The following is a 23925-nucleotide window of genomic DNA, read 5'->3' as shown; positions in this document are numbered from 1 at the left end:
CCCTGCGCTGCGCTCGCGGCACGCCCCACCCCTAACCCCTCCCGCAAGCGGGAGGGGAGGTTCCGAAGCTGGCGCTGCGCGTGGTGGGCAGCGGCGTTACCGCTTCGCCGGGGACGTCGCGACCGGCGGCGCGCTAGCGGGCGCCGCGGGATCAGCCGGAAAATCATCGACGGCAGGCTTGGCGGCGGGCGGCGCCATCGGGCTGGCCGTCGGCGCAGCCGCAGGATCGGCCGGGAAGTCGTCCGCAGCTGGCTTCGGCGTCGGCGCAGCGCTAGTCGGCGCGGCCCCCGCCGCCGGGTCCTTGAGCGGATCCGCCGCCGGATCGGTCAGCGGATCGTCGAGCGCGCTCGCCGCTGCGGCCTTGGCACTGTGCGTCTCGGCGATGCTCACCGCGCGATCCTGCAGATAGGCCGAGCGCAGCGTCGCATACGGATCGACCGCGCCGCCGAGCAGCGCCTTCAACGCCCCATCCGATTCGACACGCAGATCGAGCCCGGTCAGCACCGCTTCGGATACGCGATATTCGGCGCGGTCGAACGGCGTGCCGATCGTGAAGGCATAGGTCTGCCCCTGCGCGATCCCGGCGCCGAAATCGCGGAAGTCGCTCGGGCCGACCAGCGGAAGGAAGATGTAGGGTCCCGGGCCCAGGCCGTAATGGCCGAGCGTGGTGCCGAAACTGTTGTCGTGATGCGGCAGGTTGAAATCGCGCGTCTTGGCGACATCGAGCACGCCGCCGATCCCGATCGTCGAATTGACGAGGAAGCGCCCGGCCGTCTTGAGCGCGCGCTTTGGCTTCAGTTGCAGCACATCGTTGGCAAACACCAGCGGCTCGCCGACGTTCGAGAAGACGTGGCGGATTCCGGTGCGCAGCGGCTTCGGAAACACGGTCTTGTAGAGCATCGCCAACGGCCGGAACGCGATCCGATCGAGGAACTGGTGGAGCGAGAACATCGTCCGGTTGAAGCCCTCGAGCGGATCGCCCTTGGTCCGGTGATGCCGCGGTCGCGCCGCGGGCGGGCCGGCAGGCGGCGTCGCCGGGGCGGCCGTCCCGTTCGCGACCGCCTGCGTCGGCGCCGCGACGTCCTGCGCCATCGCCCCCTGCGCCGCGAACAGCGCGAGCGCCATCGCCACCACGCTGCTCGTGCCCCCCAGCCGCAAGATCAGCGTCCGCCCTTGGCCGAAAGGTCGTTCAGATGGCTGATCAGCGCCTTCGCCCCACCCTTGGCGAAGATGCTCGCGAAATCGGCGCGGCGCGTCGCGAGCTGGCTGATCGCATTCTTGTAATAGACGTCGACGATCCGCCACGCGCCGCCGCTCTGGCGCAGGCGATAGCCGATCGGGACCGGGTCGCCCTTCGGCGCTGCAAGCGTCGTGCGAACCACCTTGTCGGTGCCGCGCGTCTCGACATTGGGGTCGATCTTGAAGCTCTCGCCGCTGTAGCTGTCGAAATTCGACGCATATTGCGCGACCGTCAGCCGCCGCATCGCCGCGACGAGTGCGGTCTGGTCTGCCGGCGCGACCTTGAGCCAGTCGAGGCCGACCGACAGCCGCGTGATCAGCGCGACGTCGAAGGTCTGGTCGACCACCGGCGCGATCCGCGCCGCGCGGCCGGCAGCGCCGAGCGTCTTGCCGCCCTTCATGATCGCGAGCAGCCCGTCGTCGAGCGTCTGAACCGGCGCGCGCGCAGGATCACCGGCCTGGGCGGAGAGCGGTGCGGCGAGCACGAGCGCCACGGCGGGCACGATCACTCTGAGAGAAAACGTCATCGAAAGCTCCTGTTGGGACATTCCGGAGGGCCCGCTTGGGCAGCGCCGGTACCACCGTCTGGTCGCTAGCACAAACGGCTGTAGCGGCGATGAACGCGCTCGCACCGGGCGGGTTGCACCGCATTCGTCCGACCTTCGCCCCGCATCACCGGCTTTTTTACGTTCCCCTCATGTTGCAACGCGGCTAAGATCTCTATCTGGGAGGCATAGATGACGAATTCGCGCGGATGCTGTAGGGCATGCGTGCCCGGTTCGGCATTCGAGCGGACGGAAGGAACGGTGTTTGCAGGTCATTCTCGCCAACCCACGCGGTTTTTGCGCTGGGGTCGTACGGGCTATCGAGATCGTCGAACGGGCGATCGATCGCTACGGCGCGCCCGTCTATGTCCGCCACGAAATCGTCCATAACCGCCACGTCGTCGACACGCTGCGCGCGAAAGGCGCGGTGTTCGTCGAGGAATTGTCCGACGTGCCCGAGGGCGCGATGACGGTCTTCTCGGCGCACGGCGTCGCGCGCTCGGTCGAGGAAGAAGCCAGGGCGCGCAAGCTGCCGGTGTTCGACGCGACCTGCCCGCTCGTCACCAAGGTCCATCTCCAGGGCCGCCGCTACGCCAAGGACGGCCGCACGCTGGTGATGATCGGGCATGAGGGCCATGCCGAAGTCGTCGGCACGCGCGGTCAGGTCGATGCGCCGGTGCATCTCGTCTCGACCGAGGCCGATGTCGCCGCGCTCGACCTGCCGATCGATACGCCGATGGCGTATATCACGCAGACCACGCTCAGCGTCGACGACACCAAGAACGTCATCGCCTCGCTCGGCCGCCGCTTCACCAATCTCGTCGGGCCCGACGTTTCCGAGATCTGCTACGCGACGCAGAACCGCCAGAGCGCGGTGCGCGACCTGTGCAAGGTTGCCGATCTGCTGCTCGTTGTCGGCTCGGAAAACAGCTCGAACTCGAGCCGCCTGCGCGATCTCGGCACCGACGAAGGCCTGCCGAGCTATCTCGTCGCCGATGGCAGCGCGATCGATCCGGCCTGGTTCGATGGTGTCGAGCGCGTCGGCCTGACCGCAGGCGCTTCTGCCCCCGACGAACTCGTCGAGAGCGTGATCGCCGCTTTGCGCAGGCTCGGCCCGGTCGAGGTGACGCAACTGTCGGGCGTCGTCGAATCGCTCGAATTCGGCCTCCCGCGCGAACTTCGCGACCCCGCCCCTATCAAGCGCGCCGCAGTGGGCGCATAGGAACAGCCATGACGCTTCCCCTCGCTCCGCTCATGCGCATCGGCGCCTACACGCTCAAGAACCAGATCAAGGGCGGCAAATATCCGCTCGTGCTGATGCTCGAGCCGCTGCTGCGCTGCAACCTCGCTTGCCCCGGCTGCGGCAAGATCGATTATCCCGACGCGATCCTTAACCAGCGCCTGAGCTACGAGCAGTGCATGGAAGCGATCGAAGACTGCGGCGCCCCCGCCGTGTCGATCGCGGGTGGCGAGCCGCTCCTCCACCGCGACATGCCGCGCATCGTCGAGGGCTATATCGCGAAGAAGAAGTTCGTGATCTTCTGCACCAACGCGCTGCTGCTCAAGAAGAAGATCGACGACTACAAGCCGTCGCCCTATTTCACCTGGTCGATCCATCTCGATGGCGACAAGGGCATGCACGATCACGCCGTCGACCAGGACGGGACGTACGAGATCGCGATCGACGCGATCAAGCTCGCCAAGTCGAAGGGCTTCCGCGTCCAGGTCAATTGCACGGTGTTCGACGGCGCCTCGGCCGAGCGGCTCGCCGGCTTCTTCGACATCATGGAAGAATTGGGCGTCGAGATCACCATCTCGCCGGGCTATTCGTACGAGCGCGCCGCCGACCAGGAGCATTTCCTGACGCGCGAGCGCACCAAGAACTTCTTCCGCGACGTCTTCTCGCGCGGCGATGGCGCGCGCGCGTGGAGCTTCACCAACTCGCCGCTGTTCCTAGATTTCCTCGCGGGCAACCAGACCTATGAGTGCACGCCGTGGTCGATGCCGCTGCGCACCGTGTTCGGCTGGCAGAAGCCATGCTACTTGGTCGGCGAGGGCTATGTGCCGACGTTCGCCGAGCTGATGGAAGGCACCGACTGGGATCAGTACGGCGTCGGCAAGTATGAGAAATGCTCGAACTGCATGGTGCATTGCGGCTTCGAGGGCACCGCTGCGGCGGACGCCGTGCGCAACCCGCTCAAGATGTTCACCGTCGGCCGCAAGGGCATCCGCACCGAGGGGCCGATGGCACCCGACATCGATCTCAGCCATGCACGCAAGGCCGAGGACGTCCACTCAACGCATGTCGAGGCCGAGCTCGCGAAGATCAAGGCGGCCGATCCCGACGGCTTCAAGCGCACCCAGCGCGCGGCGTAGGAAAGCGTCATGGCGCAGGCTCCCGCGAAACGAACGCCCGACGATGCCGGGCGTTCGATTCGCGAGCTCGACGTCGTGCGCCTTCTGGCGGAAGTGAAGCTCGATGAAGGGCGGCTGCCGATCGGGGCAATGGGCACCGCCGTGTATCGCCATCGCGACGGCGAGGCGTTCGAGGTCGAGTTCATCGAACCTTTCCCGGTGGTCGTGACGCTGCGCGCGAGCGAACTTACAGCGTTGCATGGCTAGACTGTCAGGCGGTCGCCTCATCTCCGAGGCGAAAGTCACCGACTATCTGCTCAACCCTGCACACGCCGTCGGCAGATCGAAAGCCGCCTTTTTCGAGCGCTTCGGTTTTTCGGTCGATCGGCCTGTTGAGCTGCTGGAGGCATTGCTCGCCCATCCGGAAGCCAATGCGGTCGTGGATGTTGCCGAGTCCGCTTACGGTATCAAAAGCGTCGTCCAATGCCGCCTCGATACCCCCGACGGCCGGAACCCCTGTGTTCGCTCCGTCTGGTTTCTGGAGACCGGGTCGAGGCTTCAGCGGCTCGTCACGGCCTATCCGTTTCAGGGCGGCTGAACGCACCACCGTCGATCTCGGCGATCGCTGCGCAGGCGCGCTTTAGCGACGCAAACGCCCGACTTGCATCGCGCCCCGTGCGGAGGAGGGCGCGGAGTTGCGCGGGATTTTGTGCCAGCGATTTGACGATGGCGCCTAGCGCGATGCTGCCGTCGGGGTTCATGCCGACGAGCGCTGCTGGGGGGAGCGCGTGGTCGGCGCTGTCGGAAATGGTGCGCAAGATCGCGAAGGGCACGTTGTGACGTGCGGCGACGCGGGCGGCGATGTGCGACTCCATATCGACCGCGATTGCACCAGTCTGGGCATACAGCGCGGCCTTTTCCGCGGCGGAAGCGATGATGCTGTCCGCACCGACGATCGTGCCGGTGTGCGCTTCGGGAAGATGGTGCGCGAGCCATCCCATGAGTTCGCGCCCAGCCCCCACCCTATCCGTCACCCCGGGCTCGTCCCGGGGTCCACCGTGCCGCGCGTGCTCGGGCCGTAGATTTTGCGGCACGGTGGACCCCGGAACAAGTCCGGGGTGACGGCTGTCGTGGAGGGTGCCCACCACCACGTCCCCGGCGCGCAATGCCGGATCAAGCGCACCCGCCACACCGCACGACAGGATCGCAGTCGCCCCCGCAACCGCCGCTTCGAGCTCGCGCTCCAACCGCGCCGAATCCCCGCCGCCAGCGACCACCACGACGCCCGGCCGCGCGATGATCGCCGCCTCGCGGTGCAGCCCGCAGGCGACGAGCAGGTTCACATCCCGAACGCCGGCCGGCCCGCGTTCGAGCGCTTCAGATTGCGATACCGCGCCACCGCCCACAGCGGAAAATACGCTGGATAGCCGTGATAGCGCAGGTAGAAAACGCGCGGGAACCCGCCGCCCGTGTACTTCTCCTGCCCCCACAGCCCATCGGCCGCCTGCGTCGCGATCAAATGCCGCACCCCGCGCTCGACCGCGGGATGATCGACCTTGCCCGCCGCCATCAAAGCGAGCAGCGCCCACCCCGTCTGCGATGCGGTCGACGGCGCGGGCGTATAGCCCTTGTAGTCGAGCGCATAGCTCTCGCAATCCTCGCCCCAGCCGCCGTCGAGGTTCTGGATGTGGAGCAGCCAGTCGGCGCCCTTGCGTACCATCGGATGCTTCGCATCGAGCCCCGCGGCATTGAGCGCGCACAGCACCGACCAGGTGCCGTAAATGTAATTCACCCCCCAGCGCCCGAACCAGCTGCCGTCGGGCATCTGCTCCTTTTCGAGGAAGGCCAAAGCCGCCTTCATCCGCGGCGAATCGGTCTCGCCCAATTGCGCGAGCATCGACACGACGCGCGCGGTGACGTCGCTGGTCGGCGGGTCGAGCAGCGCGCCATGGTCGGCGAACGGGATGTTGTTGAGGTAATGATAGCTGTTGTCGGCATCGAACGCGCCCCAGCCGCCGTCCTTGCTCTGCAGGCCCACGGTCCATTCGACCCCGCGCGCGATCGCCTCGGCATAGTCCTCTCCCCTCCCCTTCAGGGGAGGGGCTGGGGGCGTGCCTGCGGACTCCAGCGTCAGACTGAAGGCACGGCCCCACCCCAACCCAGTGTCGGGTGAAGGATGCCCCGCATCCTTCAGGCCATCCCGGGGGGATGGCCGACCCGACACTCCTGACGGGGAGGGGCTTAAGGGCGCGCGATCCTTCGCACGGTCCATCGCCATCACCACGACCGCGGTGTCGTCGAGATCGGGATAATGCGCGTTGTTGTACTGGAACGCCCAGCCGCCGGGGCGGACGTCGGGTTTCTCCTCTGCCCAGTCGCCCTTCACGTCGAGCACCTGCAATGGCTTGAGCCAGGCGAGCCCCGCCATCGCGCGCGCCTCGGCGTCGTCGCCGCCCGCCTCGAGCATCGCGTGCGCGGCGAGCGCGGTGTCCCACACCGGCGAGACGCACGGCTGGCAATACGCTTCGTCGTCCTTGATGACGAGCAGCCGCTCTACCGATTCGCGCGCGACCATGCGCATCGGATCGTCGGCCGGGCAGCCCAGGCAATCGAGCATCATCACGCTGTTCGCCATCGCCGGATAGATCGCGCCCAACCCGTCCTCGCCGTTCAGCCGCTCGGTGACGAAATCGAGGCACGCGCGGATCGCACGCCGCCGCGTGCGCTTTGGCCAGAGCGGCTCGGCCGCCTTGAGCACGACGTCGAGCCCGTTGAAGAATTTCGTCCAGGCGCGCTTGGTCCCCGCCGCGCGGCTCTCGAGCGGCGCGCGCTTGTGCGTGTAGAGCTCGTCGACCCGCACGCCCGAAAGGTTCCGCGCGACCGGCTTCTTCACTGCAAGCACCAACAACGGCACGATCACCGTCCGCGCCCAATACGACATCTTCGAGAGATGCACCGGAAACCAGCGCGGCAGCAGGATCAATTCGACCGGCAGCGTCGGCACCGTCCGCCAGTCGGCGCAATCGAACAAGGCAAGCTGGATCCGCGTGAACACATTGACCGCGGCCGCCCCGCCCGCCTTGTGGATGGCGGCGCGGGCCTGCGCCATGTGCGGCGCATCGAGCGGATCGCCGATCATCTTCAGTGCAAAATAGGCCTTCACGCTCGCGCTGACATCGAACGCGCCGCCGTGGAACAGCCCCCAGCCGTGATGGCTCGCCGACTGGATACGGCGCAGATAATTGCCGATCTTGCGCTCGATCTCGGCATCGCGCGGCTCACCCAGATAGTGCCGGAGCAGCACATATTCCGCCGGGATCGTCGCATCGGCCTCGAGTTCGAACACCCAATGCCCATCGGCGCGCTGCAGCGCGCCCAGAGCCGCCGCGGCACGGGTCGCGGTGGCGTCCGCCTCGTTCACCAGGCTCGCGCGGTCGATCGTCTCGATAGTCATCCCCCGCCCTTAGCCGAGTGCGCGCCCACGCGCCAAGCGGGCAGCGGTCTCGCCCGAGCGCAAAGCGCCCTCGATCGTCGCCGGCAGCCCGGTCTGCGTCCAGTCGCCTGCCAGGAACAGGTTGCTCCAGCGGGTGCGCGCGGGCGGGCGCTTGGCGTCCTGCTCGGGCGTCGCCGCGAAGGTGGCGCGCTTTTCCTTGACGATCTGCCACGGCGGCAGCGTCGCGGGCAGCCCGTGGATCGCGGCGATATCCGCCCAGAAGGTCGCCGCGAGCTCGGCGCGATCGGTATCGACGAGATGGTCCGCGGCGCTGACCGTCACCGATAGCCGGTCCGGGAAAGCGAAGATCCATTCCGCCGTCCCGCCGATCACCCCGAGCATCGGCGCGACCCCCGCCGGCGGGGTGTAAGCAAAATGCGCGTTGACGATCGACCGGAACGCGTCGGGCACGACGAGACCCGGCACCAGCGACTCGGCAACCCAGGGCGGCACCGCGAGGATCACCGATTCGCCCGGCGCCACCGGTTCCTCGCCCGCGCCGAAATCGAGCGCGACGACGCGGTCATCGGCGAATTTCAACGCGCGCAGTCGCCGCCCGAGCGTCAGCCGCGTCCCCTGCCGCTCGAGCCACGTCAGCGCCGGATCGACGAACGCCGCCGCCAGCGTCGGCTCGGCGATCCGCGGCCGGCTCGCGCGCCCGCCCATGGCGAGCGATTCGCGCATCACCGCTGCGGTCAGGCGCGCCGAGCCATCCGCCGCCGCGGTATTGAGCACCGCGAGCAGGATCGGCTCGATCAATTTGTCCCATACCGCGCCGCGCGGCGCGACGCGGTCGGCCACAGTCTCCCCCGCCCCGCCGCCGAGCAGCCCGCCGAACCGGAGATAGTCCATCGCGCGCGTGCCGGGCACGCGCCGTCCGTCGCGGAAGATCCACCACGGCAGCCGCCCGTCATTGACGCGGACCGCCCAGCGTGCGCCCGTCTTGCGATCGACGAACGCGAAATCGGCGTGGAGCGGCCCGCTCAGCCGGTCGCTCGCGCCGATCGCACCCAGATAGTCGGCGACCGCGCGGTTGCCCGACAGGACGAGATGGTTGCCATTGTCGATCGTGCGGCCGAGCTGCGGATCGTGATACGAGCGGCAGCGCCCGCCGGCCTGCGCCGCCCCGTCGATCAGCTCGGCGGCGACGCCCGCACGCGCGAGATCGACCGCAGCGCCGAGCCCCGCCATGCCAGCCCCGATGATCCGGACGCGCGCGCTCAACGGAACAGCATCAGCCGCAGCACGGTGAAGATCAGCGCCGGCTTGTTGACCTTGATCCGCGTCCGCGGCGGCGCCCAGCCCTCGGCCTCCATCCGTGTCAGGATCGGCGCATAGACCGCCGCCATCAACCGCGGCGCGATGAGGTGACCGCGCGGGCGCTGATCGAGGATCGCCTGCGCTGCAGTGAAATGCTGGCGCGCCTTGGCCGCGAGCACGCGGCACGCCGCATCGACTCGCGGATCGCCGACCACGGTGATCGGATCGAGCAGCGCGATGCCTGCTCCCAGCAGCGCCTCGCGCGGCAGATAGACGCGCCCGATCGCGGCATCCTCGTCCACGTCGCGCAGGATGTTGGTGTATTGCAGCGCGAGCCCGAGATGGTGCGCGAGGGCGATGCCGACCGCGTCCTCCATCCCGAAGATCTTGACCGAAAGCCGTCCGACCGCGGACGCGACGCGGTCGCAGTACAGCTCGAGCTCGGCCATCGTCGGCCAGCGAATGTCGCGCTCGACGTCCATCGCCATGCCGTCGATCACCGCGAGGAAATCGGCCTTGTCGAGCGCGAAGCGGCGCACCGCCTCGGCCACCAGCACCGCGCGCCCGGGATCACCACCGGCATAGAGCGACTCGATATCGGCGCGCCACGCATCGAGCGCGACGGCGCGTTCGGGCCGGTCGCCGACCTCGTCATCGGCGATGTCGTCGACCTCGCGGCAAAAGCCGTAGACCGCGTACATCGCCTCGCGCTGCACCTTGGGCAGCACGCGCATGCCGGCGTAGAAGGAGCTGCCCGAGACTTGCGCCTGGAGCTGCGCGGGGGTCGCCTTGGGGTTCATCCCCGCCCCTTAACCACTTGCGACGCCGCCGCCAACGCCGCGAGGCCAAGCGCCTCATATGGGCGGTGGTGGACACGCTGCGACAAAGGATCGCGCGTCCTGAGCCGCTGCGTCAGGCTCACCGCGAGTCGGTGGATGATCGCGACTTCGACGGCGAGGCGGCGATCGCGGATCTGCCCGGCAAACCCGGCCGACTCGTCGAGCAACTGCGCACTGCGCGCGGCAAGATCGCGGATCGTCGCAAGCAGGCCCGGCGAGGCGACCGGCTTTTCGAGGTCTTCGAGCCTCGCGCCGTGCCGCGCCATCAGATCGAGCGGGAGATAGACTCGGCCAATCGCGCGATAATCCTTCGCGCAGTCCTGCGTGTGGTTGATGACCTGCAGCGCCGCGCACAGCGCGTCCGAAGCCGGCCAGGTCGCCTGGTCCTCGCCGTGCACGTCGAGCACGTAGCGCCCGACCGGCATCGCCGAATAGCGGCAATAGTCGATCAGCGCCGCCCAGTCGGCGCAGCGGTCGACGGTGCAATCGCGCTCGAACGCGGTGAGCAAATCGAGCGCGTGTTGCGGGCTGATCCGGTGCGACTCCATCGTCGTGCGCAGCGCGACCGACGCGACATCGGCGTCGCGCGTCCCCAGGATCGTCGCGCGCATCGCGCCGAGCAGCGCGAGCTTTTCGTCGGCCGAGACCGCCGGATTGTCCGCCACGTCGTCCGCTCCCCGCGCGAAGCGGTAGAACGCCATCACGGGCGCGCGATGCTCGGGCTTGAGCAGGACCGAGGCGACGGGGAAATTCTCGTCCTTATGCCCCTTGCCCGAGGCGAGATCGGCGGCGGCGGCGGCGCTCATGCCGCTAGATCCGCCTGGACGCGGCCCTTCCACAGCCCGCCACGGCCGCGGATATGCTGCCACGCCGAGAGCAGCGTGCATCCAGCATAGAAAGTCGCGATAGCCGGCAAGAGCAGTCCCCAAAGTGGTGAGCGGCGGTAGAAGCGCAACATCGGCTGGAACGCCAGCGCCATCAGCGCCCACGCGGCGATCGCAGCATATTGTGCGGGGCCGCGCGCGGCAATCGCCAAGACCGGCGGCGCGAGATAGGTCAGCGCGAGCCCGAGCGTCGTGCCGGCGAGCAGCAGCGGCGAATATCCTAGCTGGGCATAGGCCGAGCGCGAGATCATCGCCGCGACCGAGCCCCAGCTGTCGTAGCGCCGGATGCTCAGCGCGCGGTCGGTCAGCCCGAGCCACACCGCGCCTTGCGTCTTGAGCAGCGCGCCGAACGCGCAATCGTCGATCAGCGCCGAGCGGACAGCGGCGATGCCGCCCGCCGCTTCGAGCGCGCGGCGCTCGACCAGCATGACGCCCCCGGCGGCGGCACCGAGACCGCGCCCGCGGCGGTTTACAGTGGCGAACGGGTAGAGCATCTGGAAGAACCAGACGAACGCCGGGATCAGCGCGCGCTCGGCGAGGCTGTCGCAGCGCAGCCGCGCCATCAGCGAGACGAGCACGCGGTCGTCCTCGACCGCGCGGGCGATTAGGCTGCGCAGCGTGTCGGGGGCGTGCGCGATGTCGGCGTCGGTGAGGAGGAGGTAATCGGGCGCGTCGCCCGCGGCGGCGATGCCTTGCGAGACGGCCCAGAGCTTGCCGGTCCAGCCGGGCGCGAGGGGGGCGCCGGAGACGATACTCAGCCGCTCTGATCCAAGCGCGCGCGCGATATCGGCGGTGCCGTCGCTGCTCGAATCATCGACCAGCACGATGCGAAAATCGCCGGGATAGTCCTGCGCGGCCAGACTCCCGATCGACCGCGCGATCACATCGGCCTCGTCCCGCGCCGGAACGATTGCCGTGACCGACGGCCAATCCCCTGCTGCTCCCCTCCCTGAAAGGGAGGGGCTGGGGGTGGGTCGGCCCGTGGAGAGGTCGACGCCCGCATTAGGCCAACCCACCCCCGCCCCCTCCCTTCCAGGGAGGGGAGGAAGCGAGTCGCGCTCCCTTGTCAGCCAAAACCCGTCGCGCGCGAACACCAGCACCAGCCAGATCGCCAGCGACGCCAGCGCAACACCCAGCACGATCACGCCAGCATCCCCGCCTGCGCGAACCACGCGATCGCCTCGGCGAGCGCCTCCCGGTACGGCCGCGCGCGATAGCCCAGCTCGGACTCGGCCTTTGCGCTCGAATAATACATGTCGTGCGCCGCCATCCGCAGCGAATCGAGCGTCAGGAACGGGTCCTTGCCCGTCACCCGCGCAACCTGCTCATTGACCCACGCCAGCGGAAACAGCGGTGCGCGGGGAATCCGCACCGTCGGCGGCTTGCGCCCGACGATCCCCGCCACGCTCGCCAGCATATCGCGCAACGCCACATCCTGCCCGCCGAGCACATAGCGCTCGCCGATCCGCCCCCTGGCCATCGCCGCGATATGCCCGTCGGCGACGTCGTCGACATGGACGAGGTTGAGCCCGCTCTCGACGAACGCCGGCATCCGCCCGCTCGCCGCCTCGACGATGATCCGCCCGGTCGGCGTCGGGCGCGCATCGCGCGGGCCGATCGGCGTCGAGGGATTGACGATCACCGCGGGGAGCCCCTGCGTAGCGACCATCGCCTCGACCAGCCGCTCGGCGACCACCTTGCTGCGCTTGTAGGCGCCGACCGCCTGCTCGGGCGTTGCGGGGCGAGTCTCATCGGACGGGCGGCCATGATCAGGCAGCAAGGTCGCGACGCTGCTGGTATAGACGATCCGCTCGACCCCGGCGGCAAGCGCCGCCTCCATCACCGCCGCGGTGCTCGCGCGGTTGTTGCGGACGATCTCCTCGGGATCGCGCGCCCAGATGCGATAGTCGGCGGCGACGTGATAGAGCTGGCGTGCCCCCGCCATCGCCCGCGCCATCGCCACGGGATCGCGCGCATCGCCCTCGACCAGCTCGCCGGGGAAAGCGCGGAGGTTGGTCCGTGCGCTGCTCGCGCGCACCAGCCCGCGCACGCGCGCGCCCGATTCGGCGAGCTTGAGCGCGACCGCCGAACCGACGAAGCCCGAAACCCCGGTCACGAGTATGATGTCTGCGTCCGCCACCGTATCTCCTTGCCGCCGCGCTGTAGAACGCCGCGGCGTCCAGTCAAACCTCCGCGATGCGTTCCCCGGCAATCCTCCCCCGCCAGGGGGAGGTGGCGCGTATGCGCCGGAGGGGGAGGCAAGCGAGCGCTCAATGCTAGGGCGCCGCGCTTCCGCCCCCTCCGTCAGCCTGCGGCTGCCACCTCCCCCTAGCGGGGGAGGATGAAATGCCGCTCGCCGTCACCCCGGCCTTGTGCCGGGGTCCACCGCGACGCGCGCGCAGGCCGGGACGTCAATACACAGCGTCGTTGCCCGGTGGGCCCCGGCACAAGGCCGGGGTGACGGCGGGAAGCGCAAGGACATGACGCGCTTTTCACCCGCCCACCGCCTAGCCCGCCCCTGTCCGGCAGCGTAAGGGCGATCATCGTGCAGCATTTCCCATTCCTCATCGGCACAGCGCTCGGCTGGCTGGCGATTGCGCTCGCCGCATGCGGGATCGGCTTCCTGCTCGTCTCCGCGCGCACGTTCCGCCGCTTCTTCGGCGCGCACCACCCCGCGCCGGTGCGCAACGAAGCCGTCACCCTCCTCAAGCCGCTCTACGGCGCCGAGCCGCGGCTGTTCGACAACCTCGCGACCTTCCTCGCACAGACGCACGACGGCCCCGTTCAGCTTGTCCTCGGCGTGCAGCGTGCGGACGATCCCGCGATCGGCGTGGTCGCCGCGCTCAAGGCAGCGCACCCGCAAGCGGATATCGACCTCGTCATCGACGCCACCGTCCACGGCGCGAGCGGCAAGCTGTCGAACCTGATCAACATGGACCGCGTGGCGCGCCACCCGATCGTGATCCTCAGCGACAGCGATATCGCGGTCGCGCCCGATTATCTCGCGCAGCTGCTCGCGGCGCTCGATGCGCCCGGCGTCGGAGCCGTGACCTGCCTCTATCGCGGGCGCGGCGACGCCGGCTTCTGGTCGCTTATGGCCGCCGCCGGCGTCAGCTATCAATTCCTGCTCGGCGCGACCTTCGGCGTCGCCAAGCGGCTCGCGACGCCGTGCATGGGCTCGACGATCGCGCTGCGGCGCGAGACGCTCGACGCGATCGGCGGCTTCGCGCGCTTCGCCGACGTGCTGGCCGACGATTATACGATCGGCGAAAGCGTGCGCGCGCTCGGCCTTCAAGTCGCGGTCCCGCCGATGCTCGTCACCCATGCCTGCGACGAAGACAGCGCCCGCGCCGTATGGCGCCACGAGCTGCGCTGGGCCGCGACGGTGCGCGATCTGACCTTCTGGCCCTATGTCGGCAGCATCGTCGGCCTGCCGCTCCCCGTCGCGGTACTGGCCGCGCTCTATTGGCCCGCCGCCGGGCTCATCCTCGCACTTGCAGCAATTTTCGCGCGCTGGGTGGTTGTGCGAAGCGTCGATGCAGCGGTAGGGAGACCGGTCGCGTCGTTCGGAATCGCGTTGCTGCATGATTTCGCCGCTTTTGCGGTCTATATCGCCAGCTTCTTCGTCCGGTCGGTTGATTGGCGCGGGGCGACCCTTACAATGAAGCAGGACGGCCGCATCGTAGCGGCCACGGAGCACTGAACGATGTTGCGGACCCTTTTTCTCCAGGCACCTTCCTTCGACGGCTATGACGGCGGTGCCGGCGCGCGCTATCAGATGAAGCGCGAAGTGAAGTCGTTCTGGTATCCGACCTGGCTCGCCCAGCCCGCCGCGATGGTCGAAGGCTCGAAACTGATCGACGCCCCCGCGCACGATCAGTCGTGGGACGACATCGCGCATGAGATGGACGAGCGCGACCTCGTCATTCTCCACACCTCGACCCCGTCGTTCCGCCAGGACGTCCACACCGCCGAGCTGATCAAGCAGCGCAACCCGCGCATCAAGATCGGCTTCATCGGCGCCAAGGCCGCGGTCGAATCGACCAAGGTGCTCGAGACCTCGACCGCGATCGACTTCGTCGCGCGCAACGAGTTCGACTTCACGATCGTCGATGTCGCCAACGGCATGCCGCTGCGCGAAGTCGAGGGCATTTCGTGGCGCGACGATGACGGCGCGATCATCCACAACAAGGACCGCAAGGTCATCGAGGACATGGACAGCCTCCCCTTCGTCTCGCCGATCTACAAGCGCGATCTGCAGATGGAGAAGTATTTCGGCGGCTATCTGCTCCACCCCTATGTCTCGTTCTACACCGGCCGCGGCTGCAAGAGCCGCTGCACCTTCTGCCTGTGGCCACAGACCGTCGGCGGGCATAACTACCGCACGCGCTCGATCGGCCATGTGATCGAGGAAGTGAAGTACGTGATGGAGGCTTTCCCGCAGAACAAGGAAATCTTCTTCGACGACGACACGCTGACCGACAACCTCCCGCGCGTCGAAGAGCTCGCGATCGAGCTCGGCAAATTGGGCGTGACCTGGTCGTGCAACGCCAAGGCCAACGTGCCGTACAAGACGCTGAAGATCCTCAAGGACAACGGCCTGCGCCTGCTGCTCGTCGGCTATGAGAGCGGCAACCAGCAGATCCTGCACAACATCAAGAAGGGCCTGCGCGTCGATGTCGCGCGGCAGTTCACCAAGGATTGCCACGAACTCGGCATCGTCATCCACGGCACCTTCATCCTGGGGCTCCCGGGCGAGACCGAAGAGACGATCGAGGAGACGATCAACTACGCCAAGGAGATCGATCCGCACACGATCCAGGTCTCGCTCGCGGCGCCCTATCCGGGGACGTTCCTCTACAAGCAGGCGGTCGAGAACAATTGGTTCGACGGTGGCGACCATCTGCTGACCGACGGCGGCACGCAGATCGCGCAGCTGTCCTACCCGCATCTCCCCTCGGCGCTGATCTTCGACAAGGTCGAGGAGTTCTACAAGCGCTTCTATTTCCGCCCGTCGAAGATCTGGGACATCGTCCGCGAGATGCTGACCGACTGGCAGATGATGAAGCGCCGCCTGCGCGAAGGCGTCGAATTCTTCGACTTCCTGCGCCGCCGCAAAGAGCCCGCGTAACAAGGGCGGGGACAGGCCCGTGCCGGCTGCGCCCGTCGAAACGGTGCGGGGCGAACGGGGCCGGCTTCCCGAAGAGTAGAATGTGGTTCTGGCTATGACGACACTGGCAGGAATGACGGTCAATGAGCGGCTCGCCGCGACGGGCCGGACGGAACTGTGGGAAGACGCGGTGCGCGCGCGCGACCGCGGCGCGATGATCGCGCTGCTGCGCCGCATCGCCGTGCCCAACCCGCAGAACGTCGCCGACGCGGTGCTCGCCGACCCGGTGTTCTACGGCTTCGCGCCGGCGTGAAAATAGCGATCATCACCGCCGACGATTTCGGCGTCTCGACCGAGGTCAACGCCGCGGTCGAGCAGGCGCATCGCGAAGGCGTGCTGACCGTCACCAGCCTGATGGTCACGGGCGCAGGCGCGGCGGACGCGGTCGAGCGCGCGCGGCGGACACCGACGCTCGGGGTCGGGCTGCACGTCGCGCTCGCCGAGACGCCGCCCGCGCTCTCGCCGGCGCAAATCCCCGATCTGGTCGATGCCAATGGCGCGTTCCGGATCGAGTCGCTTCCGGTCGCGCTGAAACTCGTCGGGCTGAAATCGGTCCGCCGCCAGCTCGAGGCCGAGATCGAAGCGCAATTCGCGCTGTTCGAAGCGACCGGCCTGCCGCTCGATCACGTCAACACGCACAAGCACATGCACATGCACCCGGTGATCGCCGGCGTGCTGCTCGACGTCGGCTTGCGGCACGGCATGACGGCGATGCGCGCGCCGATCGAGGATCGCACGACGCTGGCGAAGTTCGAGCCCGTCGGCGGCGTCGACATCGCCCGCCCCTTTGCCAAGCTCGTCCAGGTCGCGGCGCGCAAGCGCGGGGTCAAGGTTCCCGACCGCGTCTTCGGTCTTGCCTGGTCGGGCGCGATGCATGCCGAGCGGCTGCGCGGCGTGCTCGCGCATCTGCCCGAGGGCGTCAGCGAAATCTATCTCCACCCCGCCACCGGCCCCTATCCACTCTCGGCGCCGGGCTATCAATACGAGGCCGAATTCGCCGCCCTGCTCGATTCCAACGCGCGCGCGATCGTCGTCGAGCGTGGTATAACCCTTGCGCGTTTCGCCGATTTGTAACCGGGAGAGACCCGATGAACTTCATCCCCAAATCCATGGCCCCCGCCGGCCCCGCCCCCGGCGCGCGCGTCCCGCTCGGCAGTGATGCGCACAAGACCTTGTTCTGCCGCACCATGCTCGACACGCACGATCCGTATCGCCCCGCGCTGATCGACTGGCCGGTGATCGACGAGGAAACGCGGCAGCGGATCGTGTCGCTGCCGATCTGGGACATCGCGGTCGCGACCGAGGGTCGCGCGGGCATGAACGTCAAGACCTATGGCGAGCAGATCGCCGATCCGCTGCTGCGCGACGCGATCGACATGAATGCGTACGAGGAGAGCCGCCACAAGATCGTGCTCGCCGACATGGTCACCTTCTACGGCATCGAGCTCCAGCCCGAGGAAGAGTATAAGCGCCCGCGCGACCCCGAGTTCGCCTTCATGCGGACGGGCTTTTCCGAGTGCATCGACAGCTTTTTCGGCTTCGGGCTGTTCAAGATCGCCAAGGACACCGGCTTCTTCCCCGAGGAACTGGTCGAGACGTTCGAGCCGGTGATGCGCGAGGAAGGACGGCACATCCTGTTCTTCGTCAACTGGGTCGCGTGGCACCGCCGCACTATGCCGCTGTGGCGCCGTCCGTGGTTCGAGCTCAAGGTGTGGGCGGTGTGGATCGCGCTGATCTGGGAACGGATCGACATGGCCAAGGGCATGGGCGAGGACAACACCAAGGCACAGGAGAACAATTTCACGCTCAACGGCTCGAAGGAGCTGGGCGTCGAGATCGAATTCCCCGAGCTCGCGGCGATCTGTCTTGCCGAAAACGACCGGCGTTTGTCGGTCTATGACGAGCGGCTGATTCGCCCCAAGTTCGTGCCCGGCGCGATTCGGCTGGTGTTGCGCTTTATGGGGAAGAAGAAAGCTGCCACAGCGGCTTAACTCATTTCGGGGTGGCGATACGTGGCGTCTGTTGATGTGTTCGCGCAGAGGCGCAGAGGCGCAGAGGGGTTGCGCGCGTCGCGAAGCGATTTTGCTCTTGCCGGGCTGAAGAAGAGCGCTTGGCGCATAGCACGCGCTCCCGCTCTGCGCCTCTGCGCCTCTGCGCGAACCCTTCCACGGCCAAACCAAACAGACCGCCTGGAATACCGCGCCCCCGCCTCCCCACGCCCGTCACCCCGGCCTCGTGCCGGGGTCCACCGTGCCGCGTTCGCTAAACCCGCAGGACGCACATCCCGGTGGACCCCGGGACAAGCCTGGGGTGACGGCGAGGGTCGGAGCTTGGTCGGCGGCGCTCCAGTATCGGGCGCGGCATGAACCGCTCAGCCCGCATCGGCCTCCTGCTCGCGACGATCGTCGGCCTTGTGGTTGCCGCCGGGACCGTCGGCACCGTGGGGCTTGGCCAGGTCCTGACCGCGATGGGCTCGATCGGCTGGATCGGCATGGCGACCTTCGTGATCTGGTCGGGCGGCGTGCTCGGCCTGCTCGGCATGGCGTGGCTCGCGGTCGCGACCGACCAGCCGAGCGACCGGCTGTGGCTGTTCGTCTGGGCGCGCACCACGCGCGAGGCGGCGACCGATATCCTGCCCTTCTCGCAGCTCGGCGGCCTCGTCGTCGGCGCGCGCACGCTTGCCGCGTTCGGCGTGCCGCAGCCGGTGATCTACGCCTCGATGATCGCCGACATGACGACCGAGATGGCCGCGCAGCTGATTTTCACCTTGGGCGGCGTCGCGGTGTTGCTGATGATCCTGTCCCATGCGCCGGTACAGCAGGGCCTCGTGCCCCTCGCGCTCGGCGGGGTCGCGGCGATGATCGCGCTGATGGCGCTGTTCGTCTTCGCGCAGAAGCCGGTGCTGAAGCTCGCCGGCTCGCTCGGCGCGCGGATGCTGCCCGGATCGGTCGCGGCGATGGCGGCGGTGCGCGACCAGCTCGATGCGATCTATCGCGAACCCAAGCGCGTCCTCCTGGCCTTCGCGTTCAACCTCGCCGCCTGGCTGGCAAGCGCGGCAGGCGCGTGGATCGCGCTGCAGTTCATGGGCTCGCACGTCCCCCTCTGGGCGGTGCTGATGATCGAGGCGCTGATCTTCACGCTACGCAGCGTCGCCTTCGCGATCCCCGGCGCGATCGGCGTGCAGGAGGCGGCCTATGTGCTGATCGGTCCGCTCGTCGGCCTGCCGCCCGCGACCGCGCTCGCGCTGTCGCTGCTCAAGCGCGCGCGCGACGTGATCATCGCGGTGCCGGCGCTGCTCGCCTGGCAGGTCGGCGAGGCGCGGCGCGCCGTCTCGTGAATTGCCCGCCTCGGCGCGTCCCCGTATAGCCGGGGCGATCCTCCGGCCAAGGCGACCATTCGATGCGTTCCCTGTTCCTGCTGTTCGCCCCCGTCCTCGCCGCCGCGCAGGCCGCACCGAAGGAGCATGCGCCCGAGACCTGCCCGACCCCCGCCGCGCCGCTCCCCGCCGGTCTAACGGCCTGGAAGACCGGCCCGAGCCTCGCCGCCGCGACCGACCGCAATACGCTCGCCCGCACGCGGTTGACCGTCGGCCGTCGCATCGAGCTGATGCTCGCGCCGAGCGATACCGTCCGGTACCCCTTCACCCCGGCCAAGCCGGGCGAGCCGACCAGCCTCGGCGGCATGGCGAGCTTTTCGGTCGCGCGCGCGGGTACGTATCGCGTGATGCTCGGAACTCCGGCGTGGATCGATGTGGTCAAAGGCCGCAAAGCGCAGACCTCCACCGCGCACGCACACGGCGCAGCGTGCAGCGGCATCGCCAAGATGGTCGATTTCAAGCTGACGCCCGGCCGCTACACGCTCCAGATCGCGGGCAGCAAGGCCGCCGCCGCGCCGGTGCTGATCACGAATCGTCCCTGACCGGCGGCAGCGGCACCGCCCGCAGCAGCGCATCGAGCTCCGCCATCGCCCCGCTCCCCGCCGATTCGGCAAGCGCCGCCTCCAACGCGCGATAGGCCGCGAGCGCCGCCGCCCCGGTCGGCGTGAGCGACGCCCCCCGCCCTGCCCCGCCGCCGGCGACGGTCTCGACCAATCGCTCGACGAAACACCGGTTCATGCTGTCGACCAGCAGCCAGCTGCGCCGATAGCTCATCCCCATCGCGCGCCCCGCCGCCGAGATCGACCCCTCGCGCGCGATCGCCTCGAGCAGATCGGCCTTGCCCGGCCCCATCGCGAGCTCGTCGCCGCAATAGAGCTGCGCCTTGATCTTGAGGCGGCCGATCCGGCTCATCGCGCCAGCCCGAGGCGCGCGCGTACGCGGATCTTCATTATCGAACCTCCTGGTGATGGCCAACCGACCGTGCAGGGTGTCGCTTTCAAAAGCAAAGCCCGTTAAGCGCATGGGTCATGGCGAAGGCGCACCCGTTCCATTCGATCCACAGCCACGGGCTGATCCGTGTCGGCGCAGCGACCCCGCGCGCGACCGTCGGCGATTGCGCCGCCAATGCGGAAGCGACAATCGCCCTCGCCAAGGACGGCCACACCAAGGGCGCCGACCTGCTCGTCTTCCCCGAGCTCAACCTCACCTCCTACGCGATCGACGATCTCCACCTGCAGACCGCGCAGCAGCGCGCGAGCGAGGCCGCGATCGCCACCGTCGCAGAGGCGACGGCCAAGCTGCGCCCCGTGCTCGTGCTCGGCGCGGCTTTGGTCCGCAACGGGCGGCTCTACAATTGCGCGGTGGTTATGGCGCGCGGGCGGATCCTCGGCGTCGTGCCCAAGACCTTCCTCCCCAATTACCGCGAATATTATGAGAAGCGCTGGTTCGCGAGTGGCGCCGGATTGCCGGTCGGCGAGATCACGCTCGCCGGGCAGACCGCTGCGTTTGGCACCGACCTGCTCTTCGCCGCCGACGATCTCGCCGATTTCGTGCTCCATGCTGAAATCTGCGAGGATTATTGGGCGCCGACCCCGCCCTCGACGATGGGCGCGCTCGCCGGCGCGCTGATCTGCTGCAATCTGTCCGCCTCGAACATCGTCGTCGGCAAGGCCCGCGAACGCGCGATGCTCTGCGCCTCGCAATCCGCGCGCGCGGTGTGCGCCTATGTCTTCTCCGCCGCCGGATCGGGCGAGAGCACGACCGATCTCGCCTGGGACGGCCAAGGCATGGTCCACGAACTCGGCGAGCTGCTCGCCGAATCGACACGCTTCGGGCGCGACTCGGAGCTCGTCCTCGCCGATGTCGACGTCGGCCGGATCGCGCAGGAGCGGATGCGGGTCGGCACGTTCAACGATTCGGCACGGCTCGCCGGCGATCCCGAGACGCGCTTCCGGCGGATCGGCTTCACCCACCAGCCCGATTTCGCCGACATCGGCCTGCTCCGCGAGCAGCGCCGCTTCCCGTTCGTCCCCAACACGCCCGAGAAGCTCGACGAGGATTGCTACGAGGCGTTCAACATCCAGGTCGAGGGCATCCTCAAGCGCTTTGAGGCCGCGCATGCCGAGCGGCTCGTCATCGGCGTGTCGGGCGGGCTCGATTCGACCCACGCGCTGATCGTCGCCGCCAAGGCGATGGACCGGCTTGGGCGCCCGCGCGACCATATCCTGGGTTTCACCATGCCCGGCTTCGCGACCAGCGACGGCACGAAGGACAACGCCTGGGCGCTGATGCGCGCGCTCGGCGTGACCGGCGACGAGATCGACATCCGCCCCGCCGCGCGCCAGATGCTCGGCGACATGGGCCACCCTTTCGCGGACGGCGAGCCGACCTACGACGTGACCTTCGAGAACGTCCAGGCGGGCCTGCGCACCGATTACCTCTTCCGCCTCGCCAACCAGCGCGGCGGGCTGGTGGTCGGCACCGGCGACCTGTCCGAACTCGCGCTCGGCTGGTGCACCTACGGCGTCGGCGACCAGATGAGCCATTACGCGGTCAACGCAGGCGTGCCGAAAACGTTGATCCAGTTCCTGATCCGCTGGTGCATCCGCACGAATCAGTATGACGGCGCGACCGACGCGATCCTCGAAGCGATCCTCGCCACCGAGATTTCGCCCGAACTCGTCCCCGCCGGCGCCGACGGCGCGATCCAGAGCACCGAGGCGCGAATCGGGCCGTACGCGCTCAACGATTTCTTCCTGCATCACATCGTGCGGCACGGCATGGCGCCGTCGAAGATCGCCTTTCTCGCGCTCCACGCCTGGCGCGACGCGAACGCAGGGCGCTGGCCGCGCGATTTCCCCGTGGCGGGCCGAGTCGCCTATGATCTGCCGACGATCGCCAGCTGGCTCGAGAAATTCCTGGTGCGCTTCTTCATGACGAGCCAGTTCAAGCGTTCGGCGATCCCCAACGGCCCGAAGGTCTCGTCAAGCGGCGCGCTCAGCCCACGCGGCGACTGGCGCGCGCCCTCGGATGGCACGGCGCGCGTCTGGCTCGCGGAACTGGCGCGCGGGCTCCCGCCGGTCTGATCGCACCGCCCGGGTCAGGGCGCTGCGATCACGCGGCTCCGAGCGCTTCGTCCCCCCAGCGAACCCTGAGATGCGGCGACGGCAGCAGGCTGGCGGGCCGCGGGATGCTGGGCGGCGGATCGAACATCCCTTCGGCGAGATATTTGATCGCGTTGACCACCCCGGCCTGCGAAAACGGCTTGGCGATCACGCCGTGCGCGCCCGAAAAATCGGCCGGGATCTTCGCGACATTGGCGGTGACGAAGATGATCAAGGCGTCGGGCCAATGCGCGCGGATATAGCGGCAGACGTCGAGCCCGTTCGAATTCTGCGCCAGATGAATATCGACGAAAGCGAGTTGCGGGTTGAGGTCCGCGGGCAGCGCCTCGACATCCTGCAGGCTCGCCGCCTCGGCGAGCACGTGATGCCCGCTATCCTCGATCATCGCCTCGATATCCATTGCGAGGAGCATCTCGTCTTCGACGATCAGGACTTCCATGACGTTGGTCATTCCCGTTCCTCGGTTCGCGGAAAGGTGATCGTCACACAGGTTCCGGGCTGGTGGTTGCTCCACGTCGCCTCGGCGCGCGCCTGCCGCGCGAGTCGCGTGATGAGCGACGTGCCGATGCTCTTGTTGCGCTGCGTCGATGGCATGCCGGGTCCATCGTCGCAGATCTTGATGATCCCGTGATCGTCTTCGCCCTCGACCACCAGGCTGAGCCGCCCCGAACGACCGTCGGCAAAGGCGTGCTTGACGGCGTTGGTGAGGATTTCGTTGAGGATCAGCCCCAGCGCCGAAGCATTCGCCGCGTCAATGAACAGCGGCTGCGCCGTGATATCGAGGTCGATATCGCTCCGCCCGCTCGACCCGACGACGTCGGAGATCAGGCTTTCGGCGAAGCTGCCGATGTCGAACCGCGCGATATCGGAGGATTGATAGAGTTGGCGATGCACCACGGCGAGCGCATCGACGCGTTCGAGCATCGAATCGAGCTTGGCCGCGACCGCCGGATCGTCGATCGTCCGGACCTGCAGGCGCAGCAGCGAGCCGATCATCGTCAGGTTGTTCTTCACCCGGTGATCGACCTCGTGGAGCAGCAGCGTCTTCGCGTCGAGCGCGGCGCGCAGATCGGCGGTGCGGCGCTCCACCTCGCGTTCGACCAGGGCTTTCTGGTCGTTGATGATGTTCTGCGCCTCGATCCGATCGGTTACGTCGAGTTGCGAGGCGAAGAAGAAGCGCACCACGCCTTCGCGATCGCGGACCGGCGACAGATAGAGCGCGTTCCAGAAGGTCGTGCCGTCCTTGCGATAGTTGAGCAGGTCGACGTCGACGGCATGACCGGCTTCGATCCCCTCGCGGATTTCGGCGATCCTGGCGGGGTCGGTGTCGGGCCCCTGCAGGAAGCGGCAATTGCGGCCGATGATTTCCTCGCGGGCGTACCCCGTCAGTCGCTGGAACGCGACGTTGCAGAAGACGATCGGATTGTCGGGCTGTGCCGGGTCGGTGATGACCATCGGCATGCGCGTCGCACGCACGGCGGCGGCGAACGGATCGCCGCGGCCATGTTCGTACTCAAGGGCGTCGGTAAGGTGCCAGTCGTCGCGTTGTCTCAAAGCTACCTCCGGCGTAGGCCCGGATGGCTGCGCTGCGAAACGTAACGTCGATCAATAGAATGTGTTCCTGACAGAGCAATCCGTC

The 23925-nt window shown here is 68.0% G+C and carries 24 protein-coding genes; 12 read left to right on the top strand and 12 right to left on the bottom strand.

Translation table 11 applies throughout. The features are described 5' to 3' along the window. Nucleotides 1-96: 96 nt before the first annotated feature. Both RH90_RS24605 and RH90_RS08925 read right to left on the bottom strand, forming a co-directional pair. Nucleotides 97-1125 (bottom strand): MlaA family lipoprotein, encoded by a 1029-nt coding sequence (locus RH90_RS24605; RefSeq protein WP_010185212.1) that lies wholly within the window; start codon nucleotides 1123-1125, stop codon nucleotides 97-99. Nucleotides 1126-1160: 35 nt separating this feature from the next. Next, nucleotides 1161-1766 carry an ABC transporter substrate-binding protein gene (locus RH90_RS08925; protein ID WP_010185211.1) on the bottom strand — a complete coding sequence of 202 codons (606 nt, stop codon included), beginning with the start codon at nucleotides 1764-1766 and terminating at the stop codon, nucleotides 1161-1163. Nucleotides 1767-2049: 283 nt separating this feature from the next. Between RH90_RS08925 and ispH the strand changes: the two genes are divergently transcribed. The 4 genes from ispH to RH90_RS22555 are packed head-to-tail and all read left to right on the top strand — an operon-like array spanning nucleotide 2050 to nucleotide 4737. Beyond that, nucleotides 2050-3006, top strand: a complete 957-nt coding sequence (gene ispH, locus RH90_RS08920; protein ID WP_010185210.1) for a 4-hydroxy-3-methylbut-2-enyl diphosphate reductase — start codon at nucleotides 2050-2052, stop codon at nucleotides 3004-3006. 8 nt (nucleotides 3007-3014) lie between these two features. Continuing rightward, nucleotides 3015-4160 carry an adenosyl-hopene transferase HpnH gene (gene hpnH / locus RH90_RS08915; protein WP_010185208.1) on the top strand — a complete coding sequence of 382 codons (1146 nt, stop codon included), beginning with the start codon at nucleotides 3015-3017 and terminating at the stop codon, nucleotides 4158-4160. Between the two features lie 9 nt (nucleotides 4161-4169). Beyond that, entirely contained in the window at nucleotides 4170-4406 is a 237-nt protein-coding gene (locus tag RH90_RS08910) for a DUF4926 domain-containing protein (RefSeq protein WP_010185207.1), read from the top strand. After that, nucleotides 4399-4737 (top strand): DUF6883 domain-containing protein, encoded by a 339-nt coding sequence (locus RH90_RS22555; RefSeq protein ID WP_010185206.1) that lies wholly within the window; start codon nucleotides 4399-4401, stop codon nucleotides 4735-4737. The genes RH90_RS08910 and RH90_RS22555 overlap by 8 nt, the downstream gene beginning before the upstream one ends. Here the strand turns inward: RH90_RS22555 and RH90_RS08900 are convergent. From RH90_RS08900 to hpnA, 7 genes are read right to left on the bottom strand one after another with little or no spacing between them, the layout of a single operon-like run. Then, a complete protein-coding gene (locus RH90_RS08900; protein ID WP_051124650.1) occupies nucleotides 4709-5482 on the bottom strand; it encodes a phosphorylase family protein in 774 nt (257 codons plus the stop codon). The genes RH90_RS22555 and RH90_RS08900 overlap by 29 nt on opposite strands. Next, nucleotides 5479-7593 (bottom strand): terpene cyclase/mutase family protein, encoded by a 2115-nt coding sequence (locus RH90_RS08895; RefSeq protein ID WP_010185204.1) that lies wholly within the window; start codon nucleotides 7591-7593, stop codon nucleotides 5479-5481. Before RH90_RS08895 ends, RH90_RS08900 begins: the two co-directional genes overlap by 4 nt. 9 nt (nucleotides 7594-7602) lie before the next feature. Then, nucleotides 7603-8823: a hydroxysqualene dehydroxylase HpnE gene (gene hpnE, locus RH90_RS08890; protein WP_010185203.1), complete on the bottom strand. Its 1221-nt coding sequence runs from the start codon at nucleotides 8821-8823 to the stop codon at nucleotides 7603-7605. Nucleotides 8824-8852: 29 nt separating this feature from the next. After that, nucleotides 8853-9692 (bottom strand): presqualene diphosphate synthase HpnD, encoded by an 840-nt coding sequence (hpnD, locus tag RH90_RS08885; RefSeq protein WP_010185202.1) that lies wholly within the window; start codon nucleotides 9690-9692, stop codon nucleotides 8853-8855. Beyond that, on the bottom strand, nucleotides 9689-10537 hold the full coding sequence (gene hpnC, locus RH90_RS08880; protein WP_010185201.1) for a squalene synthase HpnC: 849 nt from the start codon (nucleotides 10535-10537) through the stop codon (nucleotides 9689-9691). The genes hpnD and hpnC overlap by 4 nt, the downstream gene beginning before the upstream one ends. Then, a complete protein-coding gene (locus RH90_RS08875) occupies nucleotides 10534-11760 on the bottom strand; it encodes a glycosyltransferase (RefSeq protein ID WP_029625167.1) in 1227 nt (408 codons plus the stop codon). Before RH90_RS08875 ends, hpnC begins: the two co-directional genes overlap by 4 nt. Further along, a complete protein-coding gene (gene hpnA, locus RH90_RS08870) occupies nucleotides 11757-12755 on the bottom strand; it encodes a hopanoid-associated sugar epimerase (protein ID WP_010185198.1) in 999 nt (332 codons plus the stop codon). Before hpnA ends, RH90_RS08875 begins: the two co-directional genes overlap by 4 nt. A gap of 405 nt (nucleotides 12756-13160) precedes the next feature. On the opposite strand from hpnA, the gene hpnI reads away from it, so the two are divergent. From hpnI to RH90_RS08835, 7 genes are all read left to right on the top strand, one after another. Next, nucleotides 13161-14318 (top strand): bacteriohopanetetrol glucosamine biosynthesis glycosyltransferase HpnI, encoded by a 1158-nt coding sequence (gene hpnI / locus RH90_RS08865; RefSeq protein WP_010185197.1) that lies wholly within the window; start codon nucleotides 13161-13163, stop codon nucleotides 14316-14318. A gap of 3 nt (nucleotides 14319-14321) precedes the next feature. Beyond that, nucleotides 14322-15746: a hopanoid biosynthesis associated radical SAM protein HpnJ gene (hpnJ, locus tag RH90_RS08860; RefSeq protein WP_010185196.1), complete on the top strand. Its 1425-nt coding sequence runs from the start codon at nucleotides 14322-14324 to the stop codon at nucleotides 15744-15746. Nucleotides 15747-15840: 94 nt separating this feature from the next. Beyond that, nucleotides 15841-16038 (top strand): hypothetical protein, encoded by a 198-nt coding sequence (locus RH90_RS08855; RefSeq protein ID WP_029625165.1) that lies wholly within the window; start codon nucleotides 15841-15843, stop codon nucleotides 16036-16038. Next, nucleotides 16035-16859 (top strand): hopanoid biosynthesis-associated protein HpnK, encoded by an 825-nt coding sequence (hpnK, locus tag RH90_RS08850; protein ID WP_010185195.1) that lies wholly within the window; start codon nucleotides 16035-16037, stop codon nucleotides 16857-16859. The genes RH90_RS08855 and hpnK overlap by 4 nt, the downstream gene beginning before the upstream one ends. A 14-nt stretch (nucleotides 16860-16873) precedes the next feature. After that, entirely contained in the window at nucleotides 16874-17776 is a 903-nt protein-coding gene (locus tag RH90_RS08845) for a hypothetical protein (protein WP_010185193.1), read from the top strand. A gap of 371 nt (nucleotides 17777-18147) precedes the next feature. Continuing rightward, complete coding sequence (locus tag RH90_RS08840; RefSeq protein ID WP_010185192.1) at nucleotides 18148-19122, top strand: lysylphosphatidylglycerol synthase domain-containing protein; 975 nt, start codon at nucleotides 18148-18150, stop codon at nucleotides 19120-19122. Between the two features lie 62 nt (nucleotides 19123-19184). Continuing rightward, complete coding sequence (locus RH90_RS08835) at nucleotides 19185-19703, top strand: hypothetical protein (protein ID WP_010185191.1); 519 nt, start codon at nucleotides 19185-19187, stop codon at nucleotides 19701-19703. Here RH90_RS08835 and RH90_RS08830 read toward each other — a convergent pair. Continuing rightward, a complete protein-coding gene (locus RH90_RS08830) occupies nucleotides 19687-20073 on the bottom strand; it encodes a winged helix-turn-helix domain-containing protein (protein WP_010185190.1) in 387 nt (128 codons plus the stop codon). The two genes, RH90_RS08835 and RH90_RS08830, sit on opposite strands and share 17 nt — an antisense overlap. 116 nt (nucleotides 20074-20189) lie before the next feature. Between RH90_RS08830 and RH90_RS08825 the strand changes: the two genes are divergently transcribed. Then, on the top strand, nucleotides 20190-22247 hold the full coding sequence (locus tag RH90_RS08825) for an NAD(+) synthase (protein ID WP_010185189.1): 2058 nt from the start codon (nucleotides 20190-20192) through the stop codon (nucleotides 22245-22247). Nucleotides 22248-22275: 28 nt separating this feature from the next. Here the strand turns inward: RH90_RS08825 and RH90_RS08820 are convergent, their stop codons facing one another. Beyond that, the gene (locus RH90_RS08820) at nucleotides 22276-22737 is read right to left on the bottom strand and encodes a response regulator (RefSeq protein ID WP_010185188.1); all 462 of its coding nucleotides are present in this window, start codon (nucleotides 22735-22737) and stop codon (nucleotides 22276-22278) included. Further along, nucleotides 22734-23840 carry a histidine kinase dimerization/phosphoacceptor domain -containing protein gene (locus RH90_RS08815; RefSeq protein ID WP_010185187.1) on the bottom strand — a complete coding sequence of 369 codons (1107 nt, stop codon included), beginning with the start codon at nucleotides 23838-23840 and terminating at the stop codon, nucleotides 22734-22736. The genes RH90_RS08820 and RH90_RS08815 overlap by 4 nt, the downstream gene beginning before the upstream one ends. Nucleotides 23841-23925: the final 85 nt, after the last annotated feature.

It is taken from the genome of Sphingomonas sp. PAMC 26605 (assembly GCF_000241485.1).
In the GTDB taxonomy this organism is placed as follows: domain Bacteria; phylum Pseudomonadota; class Alphaproteobacteria; order Sphingomonadales; family Sphingomonadaceae; genus Sphingomonas.
Note: the sequence above shows the minus strand (reverse complement) of the source record. Positions and strands in the feature narration are given on the sequence as shown.

What these genes read in the sequence shown, in the direction of transcription:
- RH90_RS24605 (WP_010185212.1), bottom strand. Translation starts at nt 1,125, where the DNA reads ATGGCGCTCGCGCTGTTCGCGGCGCAGGGGGCGATGGCGCAGGACGTC.
- RH90_RS08925 (WP_010185211.1), bottom strand. Translation starts at nt 1,766, where the DNA reads ATGACGTTTTCTCTCAGAGTGATCGTGCCCGCCGTGGCGCTCGTGCTC.
- hpnH (WP_010185208.1), top strand. Translation starts at nt 3,015, where the DNA reads ATGACGCTTCCCCTCGCTCCGCTCATGCGCATCGGCGCCTACACGCTC.
- RH90_RS08910 (WP_010185207.1), top strand. Translation starts at nt 4,170, where the DNA reads ATGGCGCAGGCTCCCGCGAAACGAACGCCCGACGATGCCGGGCGTTCG.
- RH90_RS22555 (WP_010185206.1), top strand. Translation starts at nt 4,399, where the DNA reads ATGGCTAGACTGTCAGGCGGTCGCCTCATCTCCGAGGCGAAAGTCACC.
- RH90_RS08895 (WP_010185204.1), bottom strand. Translation starts at nt 7,593, where the DNA reads ATGACTATCGAGACGATCGACCGCGCGAGCCTGGTGAACGAGGCGGAC.
- hpnE (WP_010185203.1), bottom strand. Translation starts at nt 8,823, where the DNA reads ATGGCGGGGCTCGGCGCTGCGGTCGATCTCGCGCGTGCGGGCGTCGCC.
- hpnD (WP_010185202.1), bottom strand. Translation starts at nt 9,692, where the DNA reads ATGAACCCCAAGGCGACCCCCGCGCAGCTCCAGGCGCAAGTCTCGGGC.
- hpnC (WP_010185201.1), bottom strand. Translation starts at nt 10,537, where the DNA reads ATGAGCGCCGCCGCCGCCGCCGATCTCGCCTCGGGCAAGGGGCATAAG.
- hpnJ (WP_010185196.1), top strand. Translation starts at nt 14,322, where the DNA reads ATGTTGCGGACCCTTTTTCTCCAGGCACCTTCCTTCGACGGCTATGAC.
- RH90_RS08855 (WP_029625165.1), top strand. Translation starts at nt 15,841, where the DNA reads ATGACGACACTGGCAGGAATGACGGTCAATGAGCGGCTCGCCGCGACG.
- RH90_RS08845 (WP_010185193.1), top strand. Translation starts at nt 16,874, where the DNA reads ATGAACTTCATCCCCAAATCCATGGCCCCCGCCGGCCCCGCCCCCGGC.
- RH90_RS08840 (WP_010185192.1), top strand. Translation starts at nt 18,148, where the DNA reads ATGAACCGCTCAGCCCGCATCGGCCTCCTGCTCGCGACGATCGTCGGC.
- RH90_RS08835 (WP_010185191.1), top strand. Translation starts at nt 19,185, where the DNA reads ATGCGTTCCCTGTTCCTGCTGTTCGCCCCCGTCCTCGCCGCCGCGCAG.
- RH90_RS08830 (WP_010185190.1), bottom strand. Translation starts at nt 20,073, where the DNA reads ATGAGCCGGATCGGCCGCCTCAAGATCAAGGCGCAGCTCTATTGCGGC.
- RH90_RS08825 (WP_010185189.1), top strand. Translation starts at nt 20,190, where the DNA reads ATGGCGAAGGCGCACCCGTTCCATTCGATCCACAGCCACGGGCTGATC.
- RH90_RS08820 (WP_010185188.1), bottom strand. Translation starts at nt 22,737, where the DNA reads ATGACCAACGTCATGGAAGTCCTGATCGTCGAAGACGAGATGCTCCTC.